Annotated in this window: 22 protein-coding genes; 2 read left to right on the forward strand and 20 right to left on the reverse strand. The window is 65.4% G+C overall.

What is annotated here, in order from left to right:
- Positions 1–4: 4 nt before the first annotated feature.
- From HBE63_RS17790 to HBE63_RS17885, 20 genes are all read right to left on the reverse strand, one after another.
- Positions 5–547 carry a hypothetical protein gene (locus HBE63_RS17790; RefSeq protein ID WP_166905918.1) on the reverse strand — a complete coding sequence of 181 codons (543 nt, stop codon included), beginning with the start codon at positions 545–547 and terminating at the stop codon, positions 5–7.
- Positions 544–1,287, reverse strand: a complete 744-nt coding sequence (locus HBE63_RS17795) for a hypothetical protein (RefSeq protein ID WP_166905919.1) — start codon at positions 1,285–1,287, stop codon at positions 544–546. The genes HBE63_RS17790 and HBE63_RS17795 overlap by 4 nt, the downstream gene beginning before the upstream one ends.
- A gap of 88 nt (positions 1,288–1,375) precedes the next feature.
- The gene (locus tag HBE63_RS17800) at positions 1,376–1,861 is read right to left on the reverse strand and encodes a hypothetical protein (protein ID WP_166905920.1); all 486 of its coding nucleotides are present in this window, start codon (positions 1,859–1,861) and stop codon (positions 1,376–1,378) included.
- A 59-nt stretch (positions 1,862–1,920) separates the two neighbouring features.
- On the reverse strand, positions 1,921–2,985 hold the full coding sequence (locus HBE63_RS17805; RefSeq protein ID WP_166905921.1) for a hypothetical protein: 1,065 nt from the start codon (positions 2,983–2,985) through the stop codon (positions 1,921–1,923).
- Positions 2,986–3,072: 87 nt separating this feature from the next.
- On the reverse strand, positions 3,073–3,357 hold the full coding sequence (locus HBE63_RS17810) for a DUF2746 domain-containing protein (protein WP_243858119.1): 285 nt from the start codon (positions 3,355–3,357) through the stop codon (positions 3,073–3,075).
- A 101-nt stretch (positions 3,358–3,458) separates the two neighbouring features.
- A complete protein-coding gene (locus tag HBE63_RS17815) occupies positions 3,459–3,665 on the reverse strand; it encodes a hypothetical protein (RefSeq protein ID WP_166905923.1) in 207 nt (68 codons plus the stop codon).
- Positions 3,666–3,668: 3 nt separating this feature from the next.
- Complete coding sequence (locus HBE63_RS17820; protein WP_166905924.1) at positions 3,669–4,088, reverse strand: hypothetical protein; 420 nt, start codon at positions 4,086–4,088, stop codon at positions 3,669–3,671.
- 3 nt (positions 4,089–4,091) lie between these two features.
- Positions 4,092–4,937, reverse strand: coding sequence for a hypothetical protein (locus HBE63_RS17825; RefSeq protein ID WP_243858121.1), 846 nt, complete (start codon positions 4,935–4,937; stop codon positions 4,092–4,094).
- A 94-nt stretch (positions 4,938–5,031) separates the two neighbouring features.
- Positions 5,032–6,819 (reverse strand): major capsid protein, encoded by a 1,788-nt coding sequence (locus tag HBE63_RS17830; protein WP_166905925.1) that lies wholly within the window; start codon positions 6,817–6,819, stop codon positions 5,032–5,034.
- A 176-nt stretch (positions 6,820–6,995) separates the two neighbouring features.
- On the reverse strand, positions 6,996–7,181 hold the full coding sequence (locus tag HBE63_RS17835; protein WP_166902193.1) for a hypothetical protein: 186 nt from the start codon (positions 7,179–7,181) through the stop codon (positions 6,996–6,998).
- A 115-nt stretch (positions 7,182–7,296) separates the two neighbouring features.
- The gene (locus HBE63_RS17840) at positions 7,297–7,689 is read right to left on the reverse strand and encodes a hypothetical protein (RefSeq protein WP_166905926.1); all 393 of its coding nucleotides are present in this window, start codon (positions 7,687–7,689) and stop codon (positions 7,297–7,299) included.
- A gap of 197 nt (positions 7,690–7,886) precedes the next feature.
- A complete protein-coding gene (locus HBE63_RS17845; RefSeq protein ID WP_166905927.1) occupies positions 7,887–10,388 on the reverse strand; it encodes a hypothetical protein in 2,502 nt (833 codons plus the stop codon).
- Positions 10,389–12,296, reverse strand: coding sequence for a hypothetical protein (locus HBE63_RS17850; RefSeq protein WP_243858123.1), 1,908 nt, complete (start codon positions 12,294–12,296; stop codon positions 10,389–10,391).
- 28 nt (positions 12,297–12,324) lie between these two features.
- Entirely contained in the window at positions 12,325–12,732 is a 408-nt protein-coding gene (locus HBE63_RS17855; RefSeq protein WP_166905928.1) for a DUF1360 domain-containing protein, read from the reverse strand.
- Between the two features lie 45 nt (positions 12,733–12,777).
- Entirely contained in the window at positions 12,778–13,326 is a 549-nt protein-coding gene (locus HBE63_RS17860) for a hypothetical protein (protein WP_166905929.1), read from the reverse strand.
- A gap of 142 nt (positions 13,327–13,468) precedes the next feature.
- Complete coding sequence (locus tag HBE63_RS17865; protein ID WP_166905930.1) at positions 13,469–13,819, reverse strand: DUF732 domain-containing protein; 351 nt, start codon at positions 13,817–13,819, stop codon at positions 13,469–13,471.
- A gap of 77 nt (positions 13,820–13,896) precedes the next feature.
- A complete protein-coding gene (locus tag HBE63_RS17870; RefSeq protein ID WP_166905931.1) occupies positions 13,897–14,151 on the reverse strand; it encodes a hypothetical protein in 255 nt (84 codons plus the stop codon).
- Entirely contained in the window at positions 14,151–14,522 is a 372-nt protein-coding gene (locus HBE63_RS17875) for a DUF3310 domain-containing protein (protein ID WP_166905932.1), read from the reverse strand. The genes HBE63_RS17870 and HBE63_RS17875 overlap by 1 nt, the downstream gene beginning before the upstream one ends.
- A gap of 31 nt (positions 14,523–14,553) precedes the next feature.
- The gene (locus tag HBE63_RS17880) at positions 14,554–14,856 is read right to left on the reverse strand and encodes a hypothetical protein (RefSeq protein WP_243858125.1); all 303 of its coding nucleotides are present in this window, start codon (positions 14,854–14,856) and stop codon (positions 14,554–14,556) included.
- Positions 14,857–14,887: 31 nt separating this feature from the next.
- Positions 14,888–16,447, reverse strand: coding sequence for a terminase large subunit domain-containing protein (locus HBE63_RS17885; RefSeq protein WP_166905933.1), 1,560 nt, complete (start codon positions 16,445–16,447; stop codon positions 14,888–14,890).
- A gap of 75 nt (positions 16,448–16,522) precedes the next feature.
- Here HBE63_RS17885 and HBE63_RS17890 point away from each other — a divergent pair, with 75 nt between their 5' ends.
- A complete protein-coding gene (locus tag HBE63_RS17890; protein WP_166905934.1) occupies positions 16,523–16,855 on the forward strand; it encodes a hypothetical protein in 333 nt (110 codons plus the stop codon).
- A 12-nt stretch (positions 16,856–16,867) separates the two neighbouring features.
- The gene (locus HBE63_RS17895) at positions 16,868–17,284 is read left to right on the forward strand and encodes a hypothetical protein (RefSeq protein WP_166905935.1); all 417 of its coding nucleotides are present in this window, start codon (positions 16,868–16,870) and stop codon (positions 17,282–17,284) included.
- Positions 17,285–17,323: the final 39 nt, after the last annotated feature.

Below are 17,323 nucleotides of genomic sequence, written 5' to 3' on the forward strand. Positions count from 1 at the left end.
CTTGTCAGAACGATGCGTAGGCCATGCCGGTCCACGCGATCAGCCCGCCCTCGGGGCCGAGTGGCGCGATGGTATCGGTGGCGACTGCATGGTCATCGGCCTTCAGGGCGGTGGCCGCGATGCACAGTGCGGTCTCGATACGCCACGAATCATCCAGGCTGATCTCAGCCTCACGCTCCAGCACCGACCACTTCGGCTTCGCCGACATATCCGAGCAGCGGGCCACACCGACCTCGATCGCGACGCCACGCACCACATCAGCAGCCTTGCAGTCCCTGTCACCGACATAGACGGCGGGGAACTCGCCTCGGCGGGACCGGAACCGGCGATCAACCCGCACCCACAAAAACGGATCCTTACAGCTGATGTTCAGCCCAGTGTCGGGATCCCACACCGACGTCGGCAGCCCACCATCGGACGCGAAGAACCGCACATCGGTCGACCCGCCACCCAGCGGCGGCTGCACCGTATCGGCCGGATTGAACGCTCGCTTCATCGCCGCGATGAACGCATTCACCACGTCGGAGGCCGGATCGTGCGGAATCACAACACCTCCGGCGCGGCCATGAGCCGGTTCGGGTTGACCGCGGCCAGCCAAAGGTCCACCTCGGTCAGCCCGGTCTTGCCGGCGGCCAGGATCTTCGACGAGTCGAACACGTTCGTAACGCCCCGCCGCGTCGTCGACACCAGCGTGCGGGGCAGCCGGCACTCATCTTCGTCACCACAAGCGGCGTTGAGGAACTCGCGGGCGAGCTGCCCGGTCAGCTTGTCCACACCCGCCGGGACGGGGATACCGAGCCCGTAGGTGACCGACCACGTGCCAGGCTCGCCGAGCGGGCTGCCGAGGTCCTGACGTGGCCACTGGCCGCCCTTGCGGTACAGCGCGTTTCCCTCCAGCTGATAGTCAGACTCGTCGAGCACCGCACCGTCGACCGTCACCGACATAATCGCGGCCACCGGGCCAGGCAGATGCACCACCCGCGGCCCCGACACCGAACACGATCCGACACAGCCGCACGGCCAGTTCGACCAATGTCCCAAGTCGAGAGTGAGGATAAACGGGCCATAGCCGAAGCCCTGCGCGTAGTCCGGGCATGGTCGCACCGTCGTCTCGCACACACCGAACTGGCGCCCAGACAACGCCCACAACACCTGGACCGCAATGTCCTCCGCGCTGTTGCGCTGAGCCAGGGCTGCAACGTATTCCGGGGTCGGGTTATCTGGATCATCACCTACGGCAGGCAGCTCCGGCAGACATTCACGAGCTATTGGCCAGTCGCAGGACATGCGGGCCACGGTAGCCAGCAAGGGTGCTCACAAATGACGAACCGCCCCGGGGCAACAGCACCCGAGGCGGTCCGCTTGTCTCGTGCGGTTACGGAGCAGCTTCCAGATCGGCGATACGCTTCTCCAGCTTCGCTATCGCCGCGTTGACGGTATCGGCTGGGGCTACCGCAGCCTCAGCCACGGTGCCGATCGTGTAGCCGGTCAGGGCGGCATCGGCACCGGTCAGAGTCACGTTGGCCGACAAGGCCTTTCCGTTGACCGTCCGTGTCGTAGGTACGTACGTCGAATGCGTGTGATCGCCTGCCGCCGCCGTGGTGCTGGTGGTGCCCAGCGCCAGATTGGAGCTGCCGGTGCCCGCACCGATCGCAGTCCGAGCAGCAGCGGCATCGGCTGCCTTCAACACATTCCGGCCCACCGTGGTGGCATCCGTGATGTTGGCAGCCGTCACCGAATCGGCTGCGCTGGCCGCCGCATCAGCCGCGGCAACCCCGTCCTCAATGTGGTTCAGCCGGGCCGCGGTGATGGGAGTGCCACCACCGGACCCGTCCGCCCACGTCTGCTTCGAATAGGCCATAGGTCATCCTCCTGGGTAGAGCGCCGCGCCGGGGTAGAGGTCCGACCCCGGCACGGCGGTTAAGGGGTTCCGACCGGGGTCACGGTGGCGGTACCACCGGTGAGGTCCGTGCTGTCCGCGGTAAGCGCACCCAGCGAGGAATCCAGCTTGACGGTGTAGTCGCCCGCCGAGCCGATCACCTGCACCTGCCCAACTTCGACGCTCGCCAAAGCCTCGATCGCCGACTGCACCGCGGCCGGAAGCGCAGTCGACGCGATGTTGGCAGTCGGATCGGAGCCGACGGACAGCTTGAAATTGCCCGTACCAGTGACCTCGAGTCCGTAGGTCTTGGCGTTGCAGATCGGCTGAGCCGGAGCGACATCCGCCGCCGAAGCACCGAAATAGGTGTCCGGGCTTGTGAAGATCGACTGAACAGCCAGCTCGCAAGCGCCATTCGTCGGCTTCGGCGGAGCGATCGGCGTCGCGAACAACGCCAGATGGTTCTCGTCGACCGGATCGTAGAGCGGCACCAGCAGACGGCCAGCAGCGCCGGAGCTGTCGGTGGCAGCCACGTTGTACGGGCCACGACCCCACTGCTTCGGCGCGAAGCTACGACCGGTCAGGGTGAACGTCGACGGATTGGCTTCCACCGCGAGCGCGCTGGAAACGAACTCCTTACCGCCAATGACGAAGTAGCCCCACTGGGATCCGCTCACCGAGCTGGAGAAGATCGAATCGTCGGTCGGGATGTCGCAGCCGTCGTCATCGTCGCCGCCGGCCCACAGTTCGAACATCACACCGGTCTCGGTCTCGACCGACTTGCGGTCACGGACACCGACCGGGTTGCCGTCGTAGTCGGTCACCCGCGCCCACGCCGCGACCAGAGCGAACAGGTCAGGGTCGACGCCACAGAGCTGGGCTTCGATGTTCCACCATTTGCGTTCAGCGGGGGTGTTGGCCGAGACGCAGACCTTGCCTGCGGCGTTGGTCTGTTCGAGGTCCTCGCGGGCCTTCATCTCGGGATCCAGGCTGAATCGAATGAATCCGTCGGTCACCATACGGTTCGCGGGGCCTTCGAGGGGCAGCCCGCACTTGTCGGTCTTGGTCACGCGAAGCGCCAAGCCTTTGACCACTGCAAAAGCCATGTGCTGGCTGTCCTCCTACTAAAGGCGCTGCGCGCCGGTCGGTTCGGTTCTCCCGAGGCAGTTCGGACAGTAAGAGGGCAGGGTGCATCAGCAGTCAGGCCGGTTACACCGACGCTGATCACCAGCTATGCGTTCCTTCCGCTCGGTCCGCATCTCTTCCCGGAGACCACCGATGTCACGTTCGACCTGGCGGAATCCGTCCCGCAACATGTCCCGGATGTCGTCGAGGTCCTCGCGCAGGTTGGTGTCGTGATCGTTGACCGTGTTCTCGTGAATCTCGGTGGTTTTCGCGTCGATCTTGCGCGCACGCTCCCGGCCTTTTCGCTGGCCTCGGACGGTCACGATCAATGCGGCGACTGCGGGTAGGGACATCGGGAGACCAACGATGAGCATTCCCAACAGGTCAATACCGTCGTCTGGATCGAGCACTTCGCTTGTGGAGCGGACAGATTCACCAATGAGCCCCAGTAGGCTCACAGCGTGCCGTCTTTCCGCTGCCGAGAGAGCATCACACCAGCGGTACCGGTGCCGCTGATACCCAGCACGTTGGCAGCCAGGTCCAGCCACATCGGGGCGTGTTCCGGCGCGATCGCCTTGTACCCCACTGCGACAGTGATAGCTGCGACGGTGATGCCGTAGAGCCACTGGCGCCGCTCGGGGGTCAACTCTGGCAGCTCCATGGCCTAGCTCACTTCCTGGATGGCGGCCAGGGCCGCGGTCTTGTTGGGGAGTTCACGAGTGTCGATGCCGTGCGCGGCGGCGTACGCGTCGAGCTCGGCGCGCTTCCAGCCGTCGTCGGGCTCACTGTCCGGCCACGACGCAGGGACAGTGTGTCCGGTATCGGGAAGTGCCTCCGGCAGATCAGCGTCTGCTGGAATCGGGCCACCGCTGGCGAACTTGGGAGCTTCGTCGAGCAGGCCGGCCAGGCGGGCGTTGCCCTCCGGCACGATGTACGCCAACCGCGGCCGAGTGACCTTCTCGATCAGCTCCGGCGGCGTGCCCACCTCGAGCAGCTTCCCGAGGCCGGGGCCACGCAGCGACGGATCGACGAATTCGATAGTGGCGAAACCGTCTTCGACCGCCACGTCCACACCAGTAGGCATGGTCTACCCTCCACTCGGGAAATTGGTGCTACCAGGGAAATTCGTGAGCCCAGGGAAGCCGTCGCCGTCGACCGGCGCGGTGACCGTCACGGCCCCCACCAACGCCTCATAGCCGACAACCAAGCTGCGCTCAGCGACCGCCACGAACTCGTTCACTTCCATGCTCGGCGCGTCCCGCAACGCCACCGGGCCGCGCCACCCCAACGTCGGCGACGTCGCGATCAGTGTGGATCCCAGGGTGTCGACGTAGCCGCCGCCAAACACCCACGTATGGCCCAACGGCGACACCAGCTTGCCGCCCTGATATCGGACCAGATTGGCGTAGGCCGCGAATGCCGCCCACTCCGCCGACGCATGAATGAGACCGATCGTGTTGGTCTTCGCCAACAGGCCCTCCAAATGCGCGACCGCAGCGACGATTCCAGCGGCCGTGCCCGGCGTACCGGCGTCGGCCAGCAGCCGCGTAGCCAGCATCTTCTCGACCTGGTTGGGTTCCTGCAGGCGATGCACCTGCTGAGCCCGCACACGGACCTCTTCACGCGACCGCTTGAGCAGGTCGCACTCATCCGTCGCGTAGGTGGTCATGGCGACGAACGTGTCAGGGAAGTCCGGCCGCACGCCCTCTTTCACATCAGAGGGCGCCAACTCGGACTCCGCGGCGTTCCACGGCGCGGCCCACACACCGAACTGGGTGCCACCGCCGTAGTTGAACACCCGAACATCGACACCGGACGGCAGCCATCGCAGCGGCCCGTCCTCGTCGGTCCACTGCGTCGCCGTGAACAACCCGTTGGGTGCCGGGTTGACCAGCGGTGCATCGAACACCACCGGGGACAGTGCAGCCGTCATGTGCGGTCCTCTCTACCGGGAAGGCGGGCGACCGTGAACGCCTCGGATTTGTCCACAGTCGCCCGCCAGTCCATTGCGATTCGCCGGTCAGCCGCTACGGGGTCTCGGCCGGGGTGTTGCACGCCACGGTCTGGCGAGCCCCGATAGCACCGGAGATGCAGATCGGCAGCGTCACGAGGATCGACTGATCGCACCGCTTCCCCACCTGGAACGAGTCCTCGGTGAAGATGTGGGTGTACTGGTTGAGGACCAGTTGCTGCAGCGGGTACTGGACACCGAGGGTGATGATGTTGTTCAGCGTCCGGAACCACGTGCCGGCCGGGAACAGCATCACCTGGACGGTGGCCGGGTACACCAGGGTGGCCATATTGCCGGGCTGCCCGGAGCCGCGGGTCTGCCAATCCACCACGTACTGCAGGTAGATGTCGCGGACCGCCAGCCAGTTGTCGATCTCGGCGTTGGTGACGGCCAGGGTGTCCTTGCCTTCACGCAACGCGAGGTCGGCGCGCAGCACCTCGCGGAACCACACTGGCGCAACACCTTCGATGGTGGCGTCACCCTTGAGGCCCTTGTTGTATCGCAGGTTCGCGGCCTGCAGAGCCAGCCCGTTCAGCACGGAGCTGGTCGCGCCCAACACCGAATCGGCCGGGACCACCTTCGCGGTGCCGGAACCGGCGACCATCTTGGCGATCGTCTTCTGCGAGACGCGGTGCTGGTGAGCGACCTGGATCTGCTCCAGCGCGTTCTCGATGGCCTCCGGCCACGCCTGCCGCTGCAGGATGCCCGCCTTGGCGGCCCAACCGATCGCTTCCAGCCGCCACTCGATGAACTGATCCGGGCAGGGCAGTTCGATGATCGGCTTGACCGCAGTCGGATCACCGTTGCCGTCAACGGCTTCCAGCTCGGTTTCGGTGAAGTGCCACACGTCGTCCAGCAGCGCCGACATGTCCGGGTTCACCGGGACGCGCACACCGCCGCGGGAGAAGTCGAACGGGAAGTCTGGCAGCGAGATGAGATCCGACGCCGGGGGCACGTTGCAGAACGTGTAGATCTGCTCCGAGGGTGCGCACCAGCCACCGGCGGCGACGAGCGCCTGGGCGGAAACCTTGCCCTTGCCGGGGATCTCGCGACCCATCTGCTGGATCGCCTCGTACGCCTCATGCTCGTTCGCAGGCACGGGGCCCTCCGGCTGAGGCCGCGGCAAGCGAGCTACAGCCTGGGTGGCGAAGTCCTGCCCCTCCATGCTGACCTGGCCGGTGCGCTGACGGCCAGTGTTCTGACCGGGGTTCACCGATGCGATCGACTGCGCAATCTCAGCGAAACCGACCTTGTCGTTGCCGAACTCGCCGTACTTCGGGGCCGACGGCAGCAGTTCCCAACCCTTCGGCTTCTCACCGGTGGCTGCGGGGCCGGGCAGGTCGTTGTTGCCGTTGGTGGCACCCGCGAAGCTGACGGCCTTGCCGGCGGAAGCGGCGACAGCCTGGGACTGCTCGGCAGCCTCAACGGTGGCAGCTTCGGCCTCAGCCACGACGTCGGCCGCGGCCTCGTCGGTCCCGTCACCGTCAGTGTCGGAATCGGCGGCTTCGGCCTCAGCCTCGGCGGCCGGCTCGGCGTCGACGGGCTTCTTGGCGGTCCGTGCGAGCACCGAGTTCAGCTTGTCGGTCTGCGACTGGTCAGCAGCGGCAACAGCATCGCGCGCCTCGGTGACCTTGTCGTGAGCGTCGGCGAGCTCTTCGAACCGGGCGACGTCCTCAGGGGAGAATTCCTGGCCGGCGTCGTGCCGGGCCTGGAAGACGTTGATTTCCTTGGTGATCGCGTCGGCGTATTCGTCCAGCTCGGCGACGGTGGCGGGAAGCTGATCGGGCAGCTTGTCGAACTTCACTTCGTGCTCCTCGTTTTCTGAGTGAAACTCTCGGTCTGTCGATCGCTCCCCGGCACATAGCGCATGGCAGGAACTCTCTGGCGCAGGACGGTAAGAGGGCACGGTGCAGCACCCGGGTACGCGAAAGGCCCCGGACGTGAACCCGGGGCCTTTCTGCGCGATTTCTGCGTGTGCGGCTATGCGCCGCTGGTGAGTTGCAAGATGGTGCCGCCACCATTACGGCGCTGTTCGGCGACGGCCTCGATCTTCGTCAGGAACACCTTCACCTCACCGGTGGGTGACGTGTACCGGTAGCCGGCGATCGTCGCACCGCTGCTCGTCTTACCGCCGGCACGGTTCCGGCCTCTACATGCGCAGCCCACGGGTAGGACGGTACGAACCGCGAGTGCATCAGGACGTATTGCAATCACTCGGACGTCAGGTAGAATCGAGCCTGCGGGACGTCCCCCCGTTTCACGGGGGATTGGCGTCCCGCTACTATTTTTGCAGGTCAATTGCGTTCAGTTGTCCCTGCGCCATCACCCACAGACCCTGCAGCCGATATTTTTCACGGCCAACGTTGAACTGCTCTAACGCTACGCGGATCTCATCTGTGAGTGGCGAGTCCTCAATATCAATGACGAACCGGTCTTTCACGACACCGTGCTTCGCTGCCCGCGAGGCGGCATCCACAATCCGGCCATGAATCGATTGCGGGCGTGGTACGACGGTCTTCTGCTCGACCTCAACATTCCCGTTGGACCGCCAGATGAAATCGTTGGTCGGCTTAAACCCTGCAGTCGCTATCCACTCGGGGGTTTCCCCCACATCCAAGAACCGCTCAACGAACCGCACCTCGCCCGGCTCCAGCCGTTCGCCATTGAACTCCACCGGTAGCGCGCCCTGCCGCGCCTTCCAGTAAGCCCGGTAGACGTCTCGATCTGATGAGTTCGGCTCAGGCCCCAGCTCAGCTGGTCCGCCGGTGAACCGTAGCCGGTGACCGATGCGCTTCTTACCACCGCCACCAACCGAAATCCACCTGCCGTCGGGGCCGCGCTTCTGCCTCGGGTTAAAGGCGAAGTCGGCGGTCAGGCTTTTGGGAGTGCCTCGATCAGGACGGCCATACGCTCAGTAGGAGTTGCGGGCCGGGGCGGCTCTCCGACAGCGGCGAACGCCCGCGCGAGCACCGCGTCACGGCGACGCGCCAACTCGGCCGCCTGCGCCGACTCCGCCAACGCCTCAGCCACAATCGCCTTGAAATCCGCGAGGGTCGGCACGTCGCCGCCAGGTTGCGACCGGGGCGACGGACCGAGACTGGCGACCAGCGCAACGTCCCGGCCGTCCGGCCCCGTCACCGCACTGTAGATCGGGAACCCGGGGCTGTTGACCGCATGCGCGCCGATCATGTCCAGACCCGCACCTGGGCAGTCACGCCAATCACCCGACAGTGGGGCGGTCATGCCCATCTGGAACGTCTCGGGATCCACGCCAGGCGCCGGCACGCCAGAGAACCAGATACCGTGCGCGTCCTCACCGACACGCACCAACCCGAACGCGGTGCACACATTGTCGTAGTGCGCCCGCGCCGTCGCGACCGTGACACCGGGTGCGGTCGAGGCGTGGCCACCCTGAACCGTGAGCCGGCCAACGGACAGCTGCTTGCCGTCGTCGAGCATCACCTGGCTGGTGTGGAAATTCAGGTACCCGTTGCGGTTCCGAGGAGTGACCTCGCTGCCGCCGCGAATCGTGTGCCCCCACTCAGCGAGATGCCCGTAGATTCGTCCGGTCTCGGCGTTCATCGTCGGCGCGGTGGCCCGCGTCAACTGAGGGTTCTCGAACAACGCCGGATCGTAGGTCTTGACGTGGGACTGGAAGTTCTCCGCGGCCGCCGCCACCAGCGCCCGGTCCCGCGCTTCTCGATCCGCGTTCAGGCTGATGCGCGTCTCACCGAACGCCGGGATCGCAACGATCGTCGTGGCCATCACCTTGGCCTTCGTGATCGTCCGGTAGATCGGCCGCGATGGGTCGAAATTCTCGTCGGTGACAACGGTTCCGTCGTCGTAGGTTTCGAACATCTCGAACTCGCCGCCGAGGTCCACCGACGGGTTCGCGACACCGTGCGACATGAGGTCGAACGCCTTCGTCGCGTGTTCGTTGTTCAGCAGGTACCCCGAGGCCCGGACCTCACCGTCGGCGTAGGACAGGGATTCGATGACGCCGATGGTCACTGAATCGTCGTGGCCGCCCTTGGATTTCTCGCACCACTGCAACGGCAACGGTGTGTCCCGGAACGTCAGGTCGATGTCGGTCGCGAGCATCCGCCGATCGTCGGTCGGGGTCCCGATGACCGCGAACAGCGCATCGGTGAACGTCAGATAGGTCTCAGCGTCCTCGGTGGCCATCTCATACTCCTGTTCACTCGGTGCGGCCCAGCCGCCGGACGCCACGCGCCCGATTCCGTCGTCGGTGTCGCGCGCACGAACATTCCCCGCGCCGGCGCGCCGCTCAATTTCCTCTGCCTGGGTGCGCCCGTTCCGATTGATCGCCACGCTGTCCCGGCCATTGAGCCGTTCGGTGTGCCGATCCACCTCGTCGGGCAGCTCCTCGTCGACGGCCAGGATCCCCATGCGGCACCGGCAGTTCTTCCACTCCGCCGGCGACGCCGTGGTGTCACCGGGGAACTGGAGCTGCTCACCACCGATCGTGAAAGCCGTAGCGAGCGGGACTCGTTGGCCATCCCCAGCCCAATGCGACGGGCGGGTCTTGCCGTCGAGCGTGCTGATCCACGTTTTCTGTAGCTCCTCGCCGGATTCGGCGGCCGACGCCTGCGCCGCAGCGAGCACCGCGTGGTTCATCACCCCGGCCGCCTGATAACCCTGCTGCTTGGCGACGTCGCGCATCTCCGGTGATGCAGCCTGCATCACCTCATCGGCCCTGACCCGCAACACCTCCGGTCTGTTCTCCGGCACGACCTCGATAGCGATGGACGGCTCCGCCGCTGGTGCGGGCGCAACATCCGGTGCCTGGGGAGCAGACGGTGCGGTCACCTCGCCGTCCAGTGCAGGTGGTGTCCGCTCCACCTCCATCGTCGAGTTGGCCAGCGCCGCCTCAACCTTCGCCCGCACTACGCTCGGCGTCGCCGCCACGAACTCACGCTTACTCGTCAGGAAGTCCGCCCGCGCCCGCGCCAGCACCGGTGTCGAATCGACATAGGCGACCGCCTCGAGCACCTGCTTGCGGGACAACCCGATCAGCGACGCCAGCACGATCCCCAGCACCACTGTGTCCACGTCGGGCACCACAGCATCGCCCACCGTGCCGCCGAGCTCCACCGCGGTCTCGTACACTGCCAGCGCCCACAGGATCCCCAACCCCGCCACAATCACGGTGTCGGCGTGCTGATCCCACGCGGACTGGGCCTGCGCGACCGCAGCCGGGTCCGGCGGCAGAGCCGATGCAGTCAGCGCGGGCAGTACCGCGGCCCGGGCCCCCGGGCACCAGCGGCGCAACGCCTCCGTATACAGATCGGAGATCGCCGACTCCGCTTCGATGGTGCGCGACAACGCCTCACCCTGACCAGGCCAAAACACTCAGACCACCTGCCCGTCAACGACCTGCGCAGTCAACTCCCGCCGCGCGATCCGCTTCACCGCGGCCCGCACCCGCTTCGGATCCACACCGTGCGCAGCCGCGAACTCGTCACTGAAAATCGCGTCCCACCCCTTGATCAACCCAGCGACCTGCTCATCAGTCACCGGATCCATCAGGCGATGCCATTCCCGCTTCGGCACACTGCGCAGCCGCGCGTACTGCGCCCGATCATTCGTCGTCACACGTCGATTACTCGCCAACTCCAACGCCCGACCGGCAAGCAGATCCACCACCGCCAGCTCGGTGTCGGTGCGGGTTGCGTGCTGCCCATCTCGGGCGTCGTCCTCGGTGTCAGGTTCCTCGCGGTCCTCCGCGCCCGGATCCTCGTCGACACCCTCACCCTGGCCGGGTGGCAACGCTGGTGTCGGCTCGGGGAAGTCGAGCGCCTGAATCGACTTGTCCAACAACGGCAGCAGATCCCGGATCAACGCCGGGTCCTGAGACACCCGATCCTGCGCCCATTCCTGCCAACCCTCGATGGTGTTGAAGTCGTACATATCGTCATCAGGCAGCCCGTACCTGCGTACCAGCGCGGCGGAGGTGATCGCGCCCTTCTCGTGCGCATCCTTCGCCTCGTCGGTCAGGTCCGGATCGGCGGTCAACTGGCTGGCGTCATACCAAAGGATGTATTTGTCCGGGTCGATGTTCTCGCCCTCAAGCACGTTGCGCAGCACGCTGTCGTAGATGGCTTGGCAGATCGTTTCCATCACCGGCGCGATGTGCAGCTGGACATCCTCTTCACCGATCTGACGGGCAGACCAGTGATTGGTCGAGTTACCCAGGCCGAGCAGTCGTTCCGGCGACATATCCAGCCCCATGGCCAGGCGGGCGATCGCATCGTTGCGCTTCCGGATTTCGGTGTCGGTTACTTCCTTGCCGAACTCCAGATGCTGGATCTTGCTGATGTGCTCGCCCGGGGCCGCCGCGACGATTGGCACGTTGGACGCGGCGCTGTTCTCATTTTTGGCGCCCTCCTGGGACACCTGAATGATCAGCTTCTGGAGGCTGGCCGCGACCTTGCGCGGCGCGGCCGGCGCCGGAGTTCCGGGCTGGCCGGCGGCGGTCGGGGCCTGCGAATCCGGTAGCGACGCCTCCGACGGTACGAACAGGATGCCGTTGTTGAACAGTCGCGACTCGTCAGCGTTGGCGATTTTTCGGGTCGTCCGCACAATCTCCCGCAATGGGCCCAAGCACGCCCGGACAGGCGAATCCGGCTCCGCCGCATCCTCGGCGTCCGGGTTCCACACCCGGAACATCGAGTCCCCATTGGCCGCGTCAAACTCGTGCTTCGTGCCGTCCGGCAGCTTGATCGTCACGCTGTTGCTGCGGGTGCCGAGCTCGATCTGCTTGCGGGTGACCGCGAACCACTTCTCCACCACACGCTTCCGCGCCCCGGTGCCCTCGGTGCGCATCAGGATGGCAACCCACAACTCACCCGGTACGGTCAGAACCTCGGCGATCCGTTTGACCAGTTGCGCTTGCCCCAGCGTGCCGCCGGCGATCTGGCGGACAATCTCCGCGACCCGCAAACCCTCTTTGTTGTCCGGATCGATGCTGCCCGTCGGCCGCCCACTGTCCTCGTCGATCTCCGACGCAATCAGAGATGTTCGGGAGCACGAATTCGACCGCCACCGCACGTAATAGCCGAACTCGCCGACCTCGCGGTACATCTTCCACGCTTCGTCCTGCCAGTTGTCGCGCCGACCCGTCATGCTCGACGAGGCCCGGAAGATCTGGGCAGGGTCGGATACGGGGGCAGACGCAGCAGTCAAAGCGCGCGGCGCGGCCACAGATGCCGTCAGCGCGCCGCGGCGACGTCGAACGATGCGCAGGTCAGTGGCGGTCACGAGTCAGGACGGTAACCAAGCTGGGTGTTTACCCCTGCTCAATGTCCAACTCATCAGCCGACAACGGAGCCACCAGGCCAACGACATACGAGCAGGCGAGCGCCACCGGCACCACCGCCCACCACGACCAGACCAACACGTGCACCACCAGCACGGCGCCGGCCAGCGCGACCCACCAGCCGACACACCACGGGCAACCCATGAACTCGAGCGCGATGTTCCACCGGGTCTGACGGCGCCGATGCAACTCACCGACCGTCCACTGGTCCGCCGCCTCAGCCTCTTCCGCCGCGGCCAATGCGGATCCCGCACGGCGCGCCACGAACAGGCGGGCCCAGTCCAGCACGGTGTCGTAGTTGATCAGCCGAGTCACCCGCGCGACGGCGAGCACGTAGAAGACAAGAATCAGGACGGTCAATCCGAGGTTGTGGTTCATAGCGCGAGACGGTATGACGTTGGGGTGAAGAAGGATTCGGGCCGATCAGGCAGAAATCTCTAGTTCCTGGGGAACTAATGCGCTGGTAGCGGGCGCTTTTCGGTTGGCTTGCCATTCTCGGCGGCATTCCCGGCACCGTTCCTTACCGCCGTGGCGGTACGTGTTGTACGGCAACATCAGATGCCGGCCCTTGGAACAGAACCGCACACTACCGCCCACAGCGAGCGTATCGATCAACTGGTCCAGTTGCATTCGCAGCCGATCGTTTTCGCCCTGGGCCTCCGCGAGCTCCCGTCGGGTCAGCGAGTGCTGGCAGCGTTCAGCCGACAGTTCCTCACTGATCTCGCCGGTCTGCTGCTGCGCGATCTTGCACACCTGCGTCATGTCCTCGGCGCGGATCGACATCACCAGCCGGCGTGAGCATTTGGTGCGTTCGGCGATCTCCTCAGCCGTCATGCCCGCCAAGGTCAGTCCGGCAACGAGCCACGCCCGGTCCGGGTCGGACAGCTCGGTCATCGCGCGGGAAGCCTTCGGCATCGACAGGACCGCCGCGACCATCTGCGCGTCGGGCTCCCACCGGTCCGGCGTCGTCAACTCGCGGCGACCACGGTGCTCAGCAACTCCACGACCGCCAAGATAGAACCCGAAACCGGCGCCCTATCCGGATAACCCGGCGGTTGTCACGGTTCGACAGCTAAACCGTTACGGTAGCTGTGAACTGGCGCACTTCTTGGGGTCACCAACCATCGAGCTTGCCTCTCTGGTCCAGGCAGTAGGACCCCACGGCCCCGCCCACCTGTAGCAGTGCTTCGTCGATGGTTTGATTGGGGTTGGTTTTCGACAACCGAGAGGCCACCGAGAAGGGGTAGACGCCGTTCTCGAGGTCAATGCAGATCCGCCGCGCCTGATCCAGCAGGACCTTGTCGTCCACGCCCTCCACTCCAGCATCGGACAGTCCGTCAAGGTAGGTCTGATCGATGCTGGAATGCCGTGGGGTCTGCGACCAGATCATCAGGCCGATGCCAACGACGGCGGCAACGATGCTCGCGAAGATCGTGATGCGAACCCAATCAGGGCTGTTCTTCATCGGCAGACCATAACTGAGACAGCACTCCCATATTCGGGTAATCGCCTCTTGCGTGAGGCAACTCGCCGACAGTGTTCCTACGCTCGACCCGACCGGGCCCAGCACTGCCCACGATCCGCCCCGGCTGCCAACCGGATCGACGCCGCCAACTCCGGCCCGAGCGCCGCCAGCATCGCGTCGAGCACACCGCGCCGCGCCAACTCATCGACCAACGCCGACACCCGACCCGCATACGCCGCTTTCGGATTCGCCACCGACATGCCGAGCGCCAGAGCCAACGCCGTGTCCGGCAGCGCGGCCAGACGATCATCCACCCGAGCTGGCGCCGTCATCAGTCCAGAACCTCGCCCAACATCGCGTTCACCGCGTCCAGCGCCCGGCCGACATCGCCGCGTTTCATCGCGTCGAAGAACACCCGCCGATCGCGATCCGTTTCATACTCCAGCACCACCGCCAACCGCCGCTCGACAGTGAAGTTCCACGACCGCAAGAACGGCGCGTCGGCGTGCTCGATCGCATCCAGCAGATACCAGCGAGCCTTCTCAAGATCCTGGCGGCCGTTCTTCGCGTCGGCGCGCCACACGTACTTGAACGCGTTGCCAGCATCAAACGACAAATGCCGCGTGAATGCGATGCACTCGATCCCGGACGGATGCCGGTAGTGCGGCGGATGATTCACGAAGTCGATGGTTTCCGAGGCCATACGCGGGAACGTACGCCCGCATGGTGATCAGTCAGAACGCCTGCGGCGGCAGCTCGCCACCCGTCCAGCGCGTAATCAACTCCAGTTGCTCAGCGTCACGGTAATCCAGATCGAACGGAATGAACGTCTCGATCGGCAGCCGATGCACAGGGTCGAGCGTGACTCGGCGAAGCGAACTCTCTTCCGTAGTCCACCCCGTGGCCTGCTCAAACGACCGCACCGTCTCCACGAAGTCACGCACCCGGTGAACCCGCATCCACATCTGCCGCTCCGGATGCAATACAACGTCACCCTCGACGAGATCGGTAACCGCCACCTGCCCCGTGTTCTCCACACCGCGAGCATCCCACGAGCTGGCCGCAGAATCAGCCGACCTGCTGACGCCACCACTCCATCGACGTCACATTCCCGCCGCCACCGCCAGGCGCAACCCCGCCCCCCGGCGAATCCAACGGGCTGGCCAAATCCCACTCCAACCCCGCCGAATGCACACACTCGTCGTGACCAATCACCAACGCCGCCAAGTTGTCCGGCTGGTGCTGGCCGGCCTGCCACGCGATCGCCTTCGCCTCGAAATCCGGGAAGTACCCGGCTAGGCGGCAGGTGCCCACCTCGAGCGCCTGCAGCAGCGCCGAGCTCCTGGCGATCGCATCCCCCACCCGCGGTCGGCCCTTCGGTGGCCACGACGTCACCCGAATCGGATGCAACACAGTGCCCTTGGTCGTCAGCTCCCGAACCCGGGCCCGCTCCAACGCCTCATTGACCACCCGCGTGTACGTCTCCCGAGCCGCGAAACCCTCCACCGTGATCTGGCTGGCCCCTACGTCGAGCGCCAACTGAACAGCCTCCCGCGCCCATTCGTCCGACGTCATCGGCGCGCTCTTGTCCGCGATCATCGCCACCACACCGCCCGACGTCATCGACGTGGCCACCAGACCACACGCGTCGCCCTTACCCGAATCCGACGGGTCCACCGCCACCACCGTGAACACCGGCGACGACGGCGCCACCGGCAACCGCCAAGACCCCAACCAATCCGACTTCACCAAACCACCCGCCGGCGTCGACGGCACACCCATGTACATCGCGTACCAAGCCCGCTCCCCCGACGTCCGCCGCATCGCCCCGAAATGTTCCGGCGTATAACCCAACGCCGACACCATCGCCACACCCGGCGGCCGACGCAACGCATCCGCAATCCCCGACTCGCTGACCGCCGGAATGTTCGTGTGCCGCCACCGCTCCGGCTCCTGCGCCAACAACGCCCCCGCCAAATCCTCCTCATGCCACCTGGTCATCAACACCAAGCACGAACCACCCGGATGGATACGCGTCGCCAACGTCGACCGGTACTCGTTCAGAATCCGCTTCCGATGCGCAGCCGAATCCGCCTCCGAAGCGTCCTTCAGCACATCGTCGATGATCATCAAATCCGCGCCATGCCCAGTGATACCCGAGCTGATGCCCGCGGCCAGCACGCCGCCCTGATGCCCCTGCACATTCCACCGACCGACTGCGGTCTTATCCGGCGCGATGCTGTACCCGAGAAACTCGCCGTGCTCACGGATGATCGCCCGCACCTTCCGAGAATGCGTCTGCGCCAGATCATCCCCATGCGAGACGACGACGATCCGCATATCCGGGCCCTTCATCGGAAACGCAGGATCAGGCATCAGCGCCCACACCGGCGTCCAGATCGCGAACAACTCCGACTTACCCGTCCGCGGTGGCGTGTTCACGACGTCCCGCTGGTCCGGCTCGGTCACCCACCGCACAGCGACGTCGGACAGCAGGCGAATCGTCGGCGTCACACGGAACTTCGGATCCAGCAGCCGCGCCAGCTCCGCCGGCGACGACGGGCGACGTGTGGCGCGCATGGCCTTGACGTGGCGAATGGCCGCGAGGGTCCGCACCGGGTCTGACATGCGGCGAGAGTGTCAGTTGATGGTGCGAACAATAGTGTCTTGCACTTATCGAATAAGTGCCCTACACTTTAGGTTATGGCGATCGACATCCAACCCACCGGCTGGCAGCACAGCATCACCGCCACCGAAATCTTCGCCATCATCGCCTACCCCCTCTTCCGCTACGCCATCACCACCCCCGGCTTCGAGCACCTCGCCACCTTCATGTTCGTCGGCCGCATCAACAACGAAACCCCCATCGAGGTCGCCGCCAACGACGTCGACGGCCAGACCTGGGCCGTCTTCCACGCCATGCTCCTCACCACCCGCGTCGCCAACGAAGTGCTTGAGGTCAGCCAAGGCGCAAAGGACCTCCGCAACGACGTTGCCGCCAAGCAACGTCCCTTCATCGGACCGCAATACACCTGAAAGGAATCCGCCATGGCCAAGAATGAACCCGTCGACTACGCCGCCCTCAGCCGCGCCGTCGAATCCGGCGACTACGTCGTCAGTGGCCCCCTCGAAGACGGGGCAACCCTCCGCATGGGCCGCCCCGCCAAGGGCGCCCAGTCGGCTGGCAAAACCCCCAACCTCACCGTCCGCGTGGACCCGAGCATTCGCGGCATCCTGCAGGCCATCGCCGACGACAAGGGCGTCAAAGAATCCGAGATCGTCCGCCAGGCCGTCCTCGAATTCATCGAATGCCACCCCGTCGGGGAACTCGCACCGGCGGTCTACACCGTCGAGGACAACGCCGGCCACGTCCTCAGCATCCACCGCACCGAGCAGGGCGCCGAAACGGCACTGTCAGTAATCGCCGGGGCTATCGGAATCAACAAGCAGCTGATCGAACGCTGACTCACAACTCAACAACCCGGGCGGGCCCGACCAGCACAT

This window comes from Mycobacterium sp. DL440, from assembly GCF_011745145.1.
Classification (GTDB): Bacteria; Actinomycetota; Actinomycetes; order Mycobacteriales; family Mycobacteriaceae; genus Mycobacterium.

Bases quoted from the DNA above. Each gene is read 5' to 3' on its own strand.
- HBE63_RS17875 (WP_166905932.1), bottom strand. From the start codon at position 14,522: ATGGCCTCGGAAACCATCGACTTCGTGAATCATCCGCCGCACTACCGG.
- HBE63_RS17865 (WP_166905930.1), bottom strand. From the start codon at position 13,819: ATGAAGAACAGCCCTGATTGGGTTCGCATCACGATCTTCGCGAGCATC.
- HBE63_RS17800 (WP_166905920.1), bottom strand. From the start codon at position 1,861: ATGGCCTATTCGAAGCAGACGTGGGCGGACGGGTCCGGTGGTGGCACT.
- HBE63_RS17820 (WP_166905924.1), bottom strand. From the start codon at position 4,088: ATGCCTACTGGTGTGGACGTGGCGGTCGAAGACGGTTTCGCCACTATC.
- HBE63_RS17885 (WP_166905933.1), bottom strand. From the start codon at position 16,447: ATGTCAGACCCGGTGCGGACCCTCGCGGCCATTCGCCACGTCAAGGCC.
- HBE63_RS17890 (WP_166905934.1), top strand. From the start codon at position 16,523: ATGGCGATCGACATCCAACCCACCGGCTGGCAGCACAGCATCACCGCC.
- HBE63_RS17805 (WP_166905921.1), bottom strand. From the start codon at position 2,985: ATGGCTTTTGCAGTGGTCAAAGGCTTGGCGCTTCGCGTGACCAAGACC.
- HBE63_RS17895 (WP_166905935.1), top strand. From the start codon at position 16,868: ATGGCCAAGAATGAACCCGTCGACTACGCCGCCCTCAGCCGCGCCGTC.
- HBE63_RS17855 (WP_166905928.1), bottom strand. From the start codon at position 12,732: ATGAACCACAACCTCGGATTGACCGTCCTGATTCTTGTCTTCTACGTG.
- HBE63_RS17870 (WP_166905931.1), bottom strand. From the start codon at position 14,151: ATGACGGCGCCAGCTCGGGTGGATGATCGTCTGGCCGCGCTGCCGGAC.
- HBE63_RS17825 (WP_243858121.1), bottom strand. From the start codon at position 4,937: ATGACGGCTGCACTGTCCCCGGTGGTGTTCGATGCACCGCTGGTCAAC.
- HBE63_RS17810 (WP_243858119.1), bottom strand. From the start codon at position 3,357: ATGTCCCTACCCGCAGTCGCCGCATTGATCGTGACCGTCCGAGGCCAG.
- HBE63_RS17795 (WP_166905919.1), bottom strand. From the start codon at position 1,287: ATGTCCTGCGACTGGCCAATAGCTCGTGAATGTCTGCCGGAGCTGCCT.
- HBE63_RS17815 (WP_166905923.1), bottom strand. From the start codon at position 3,665: ATGGAGCTGCCAGAGTTGACCCCCGAGCGGCGCCAGTGGCTCTACGGC.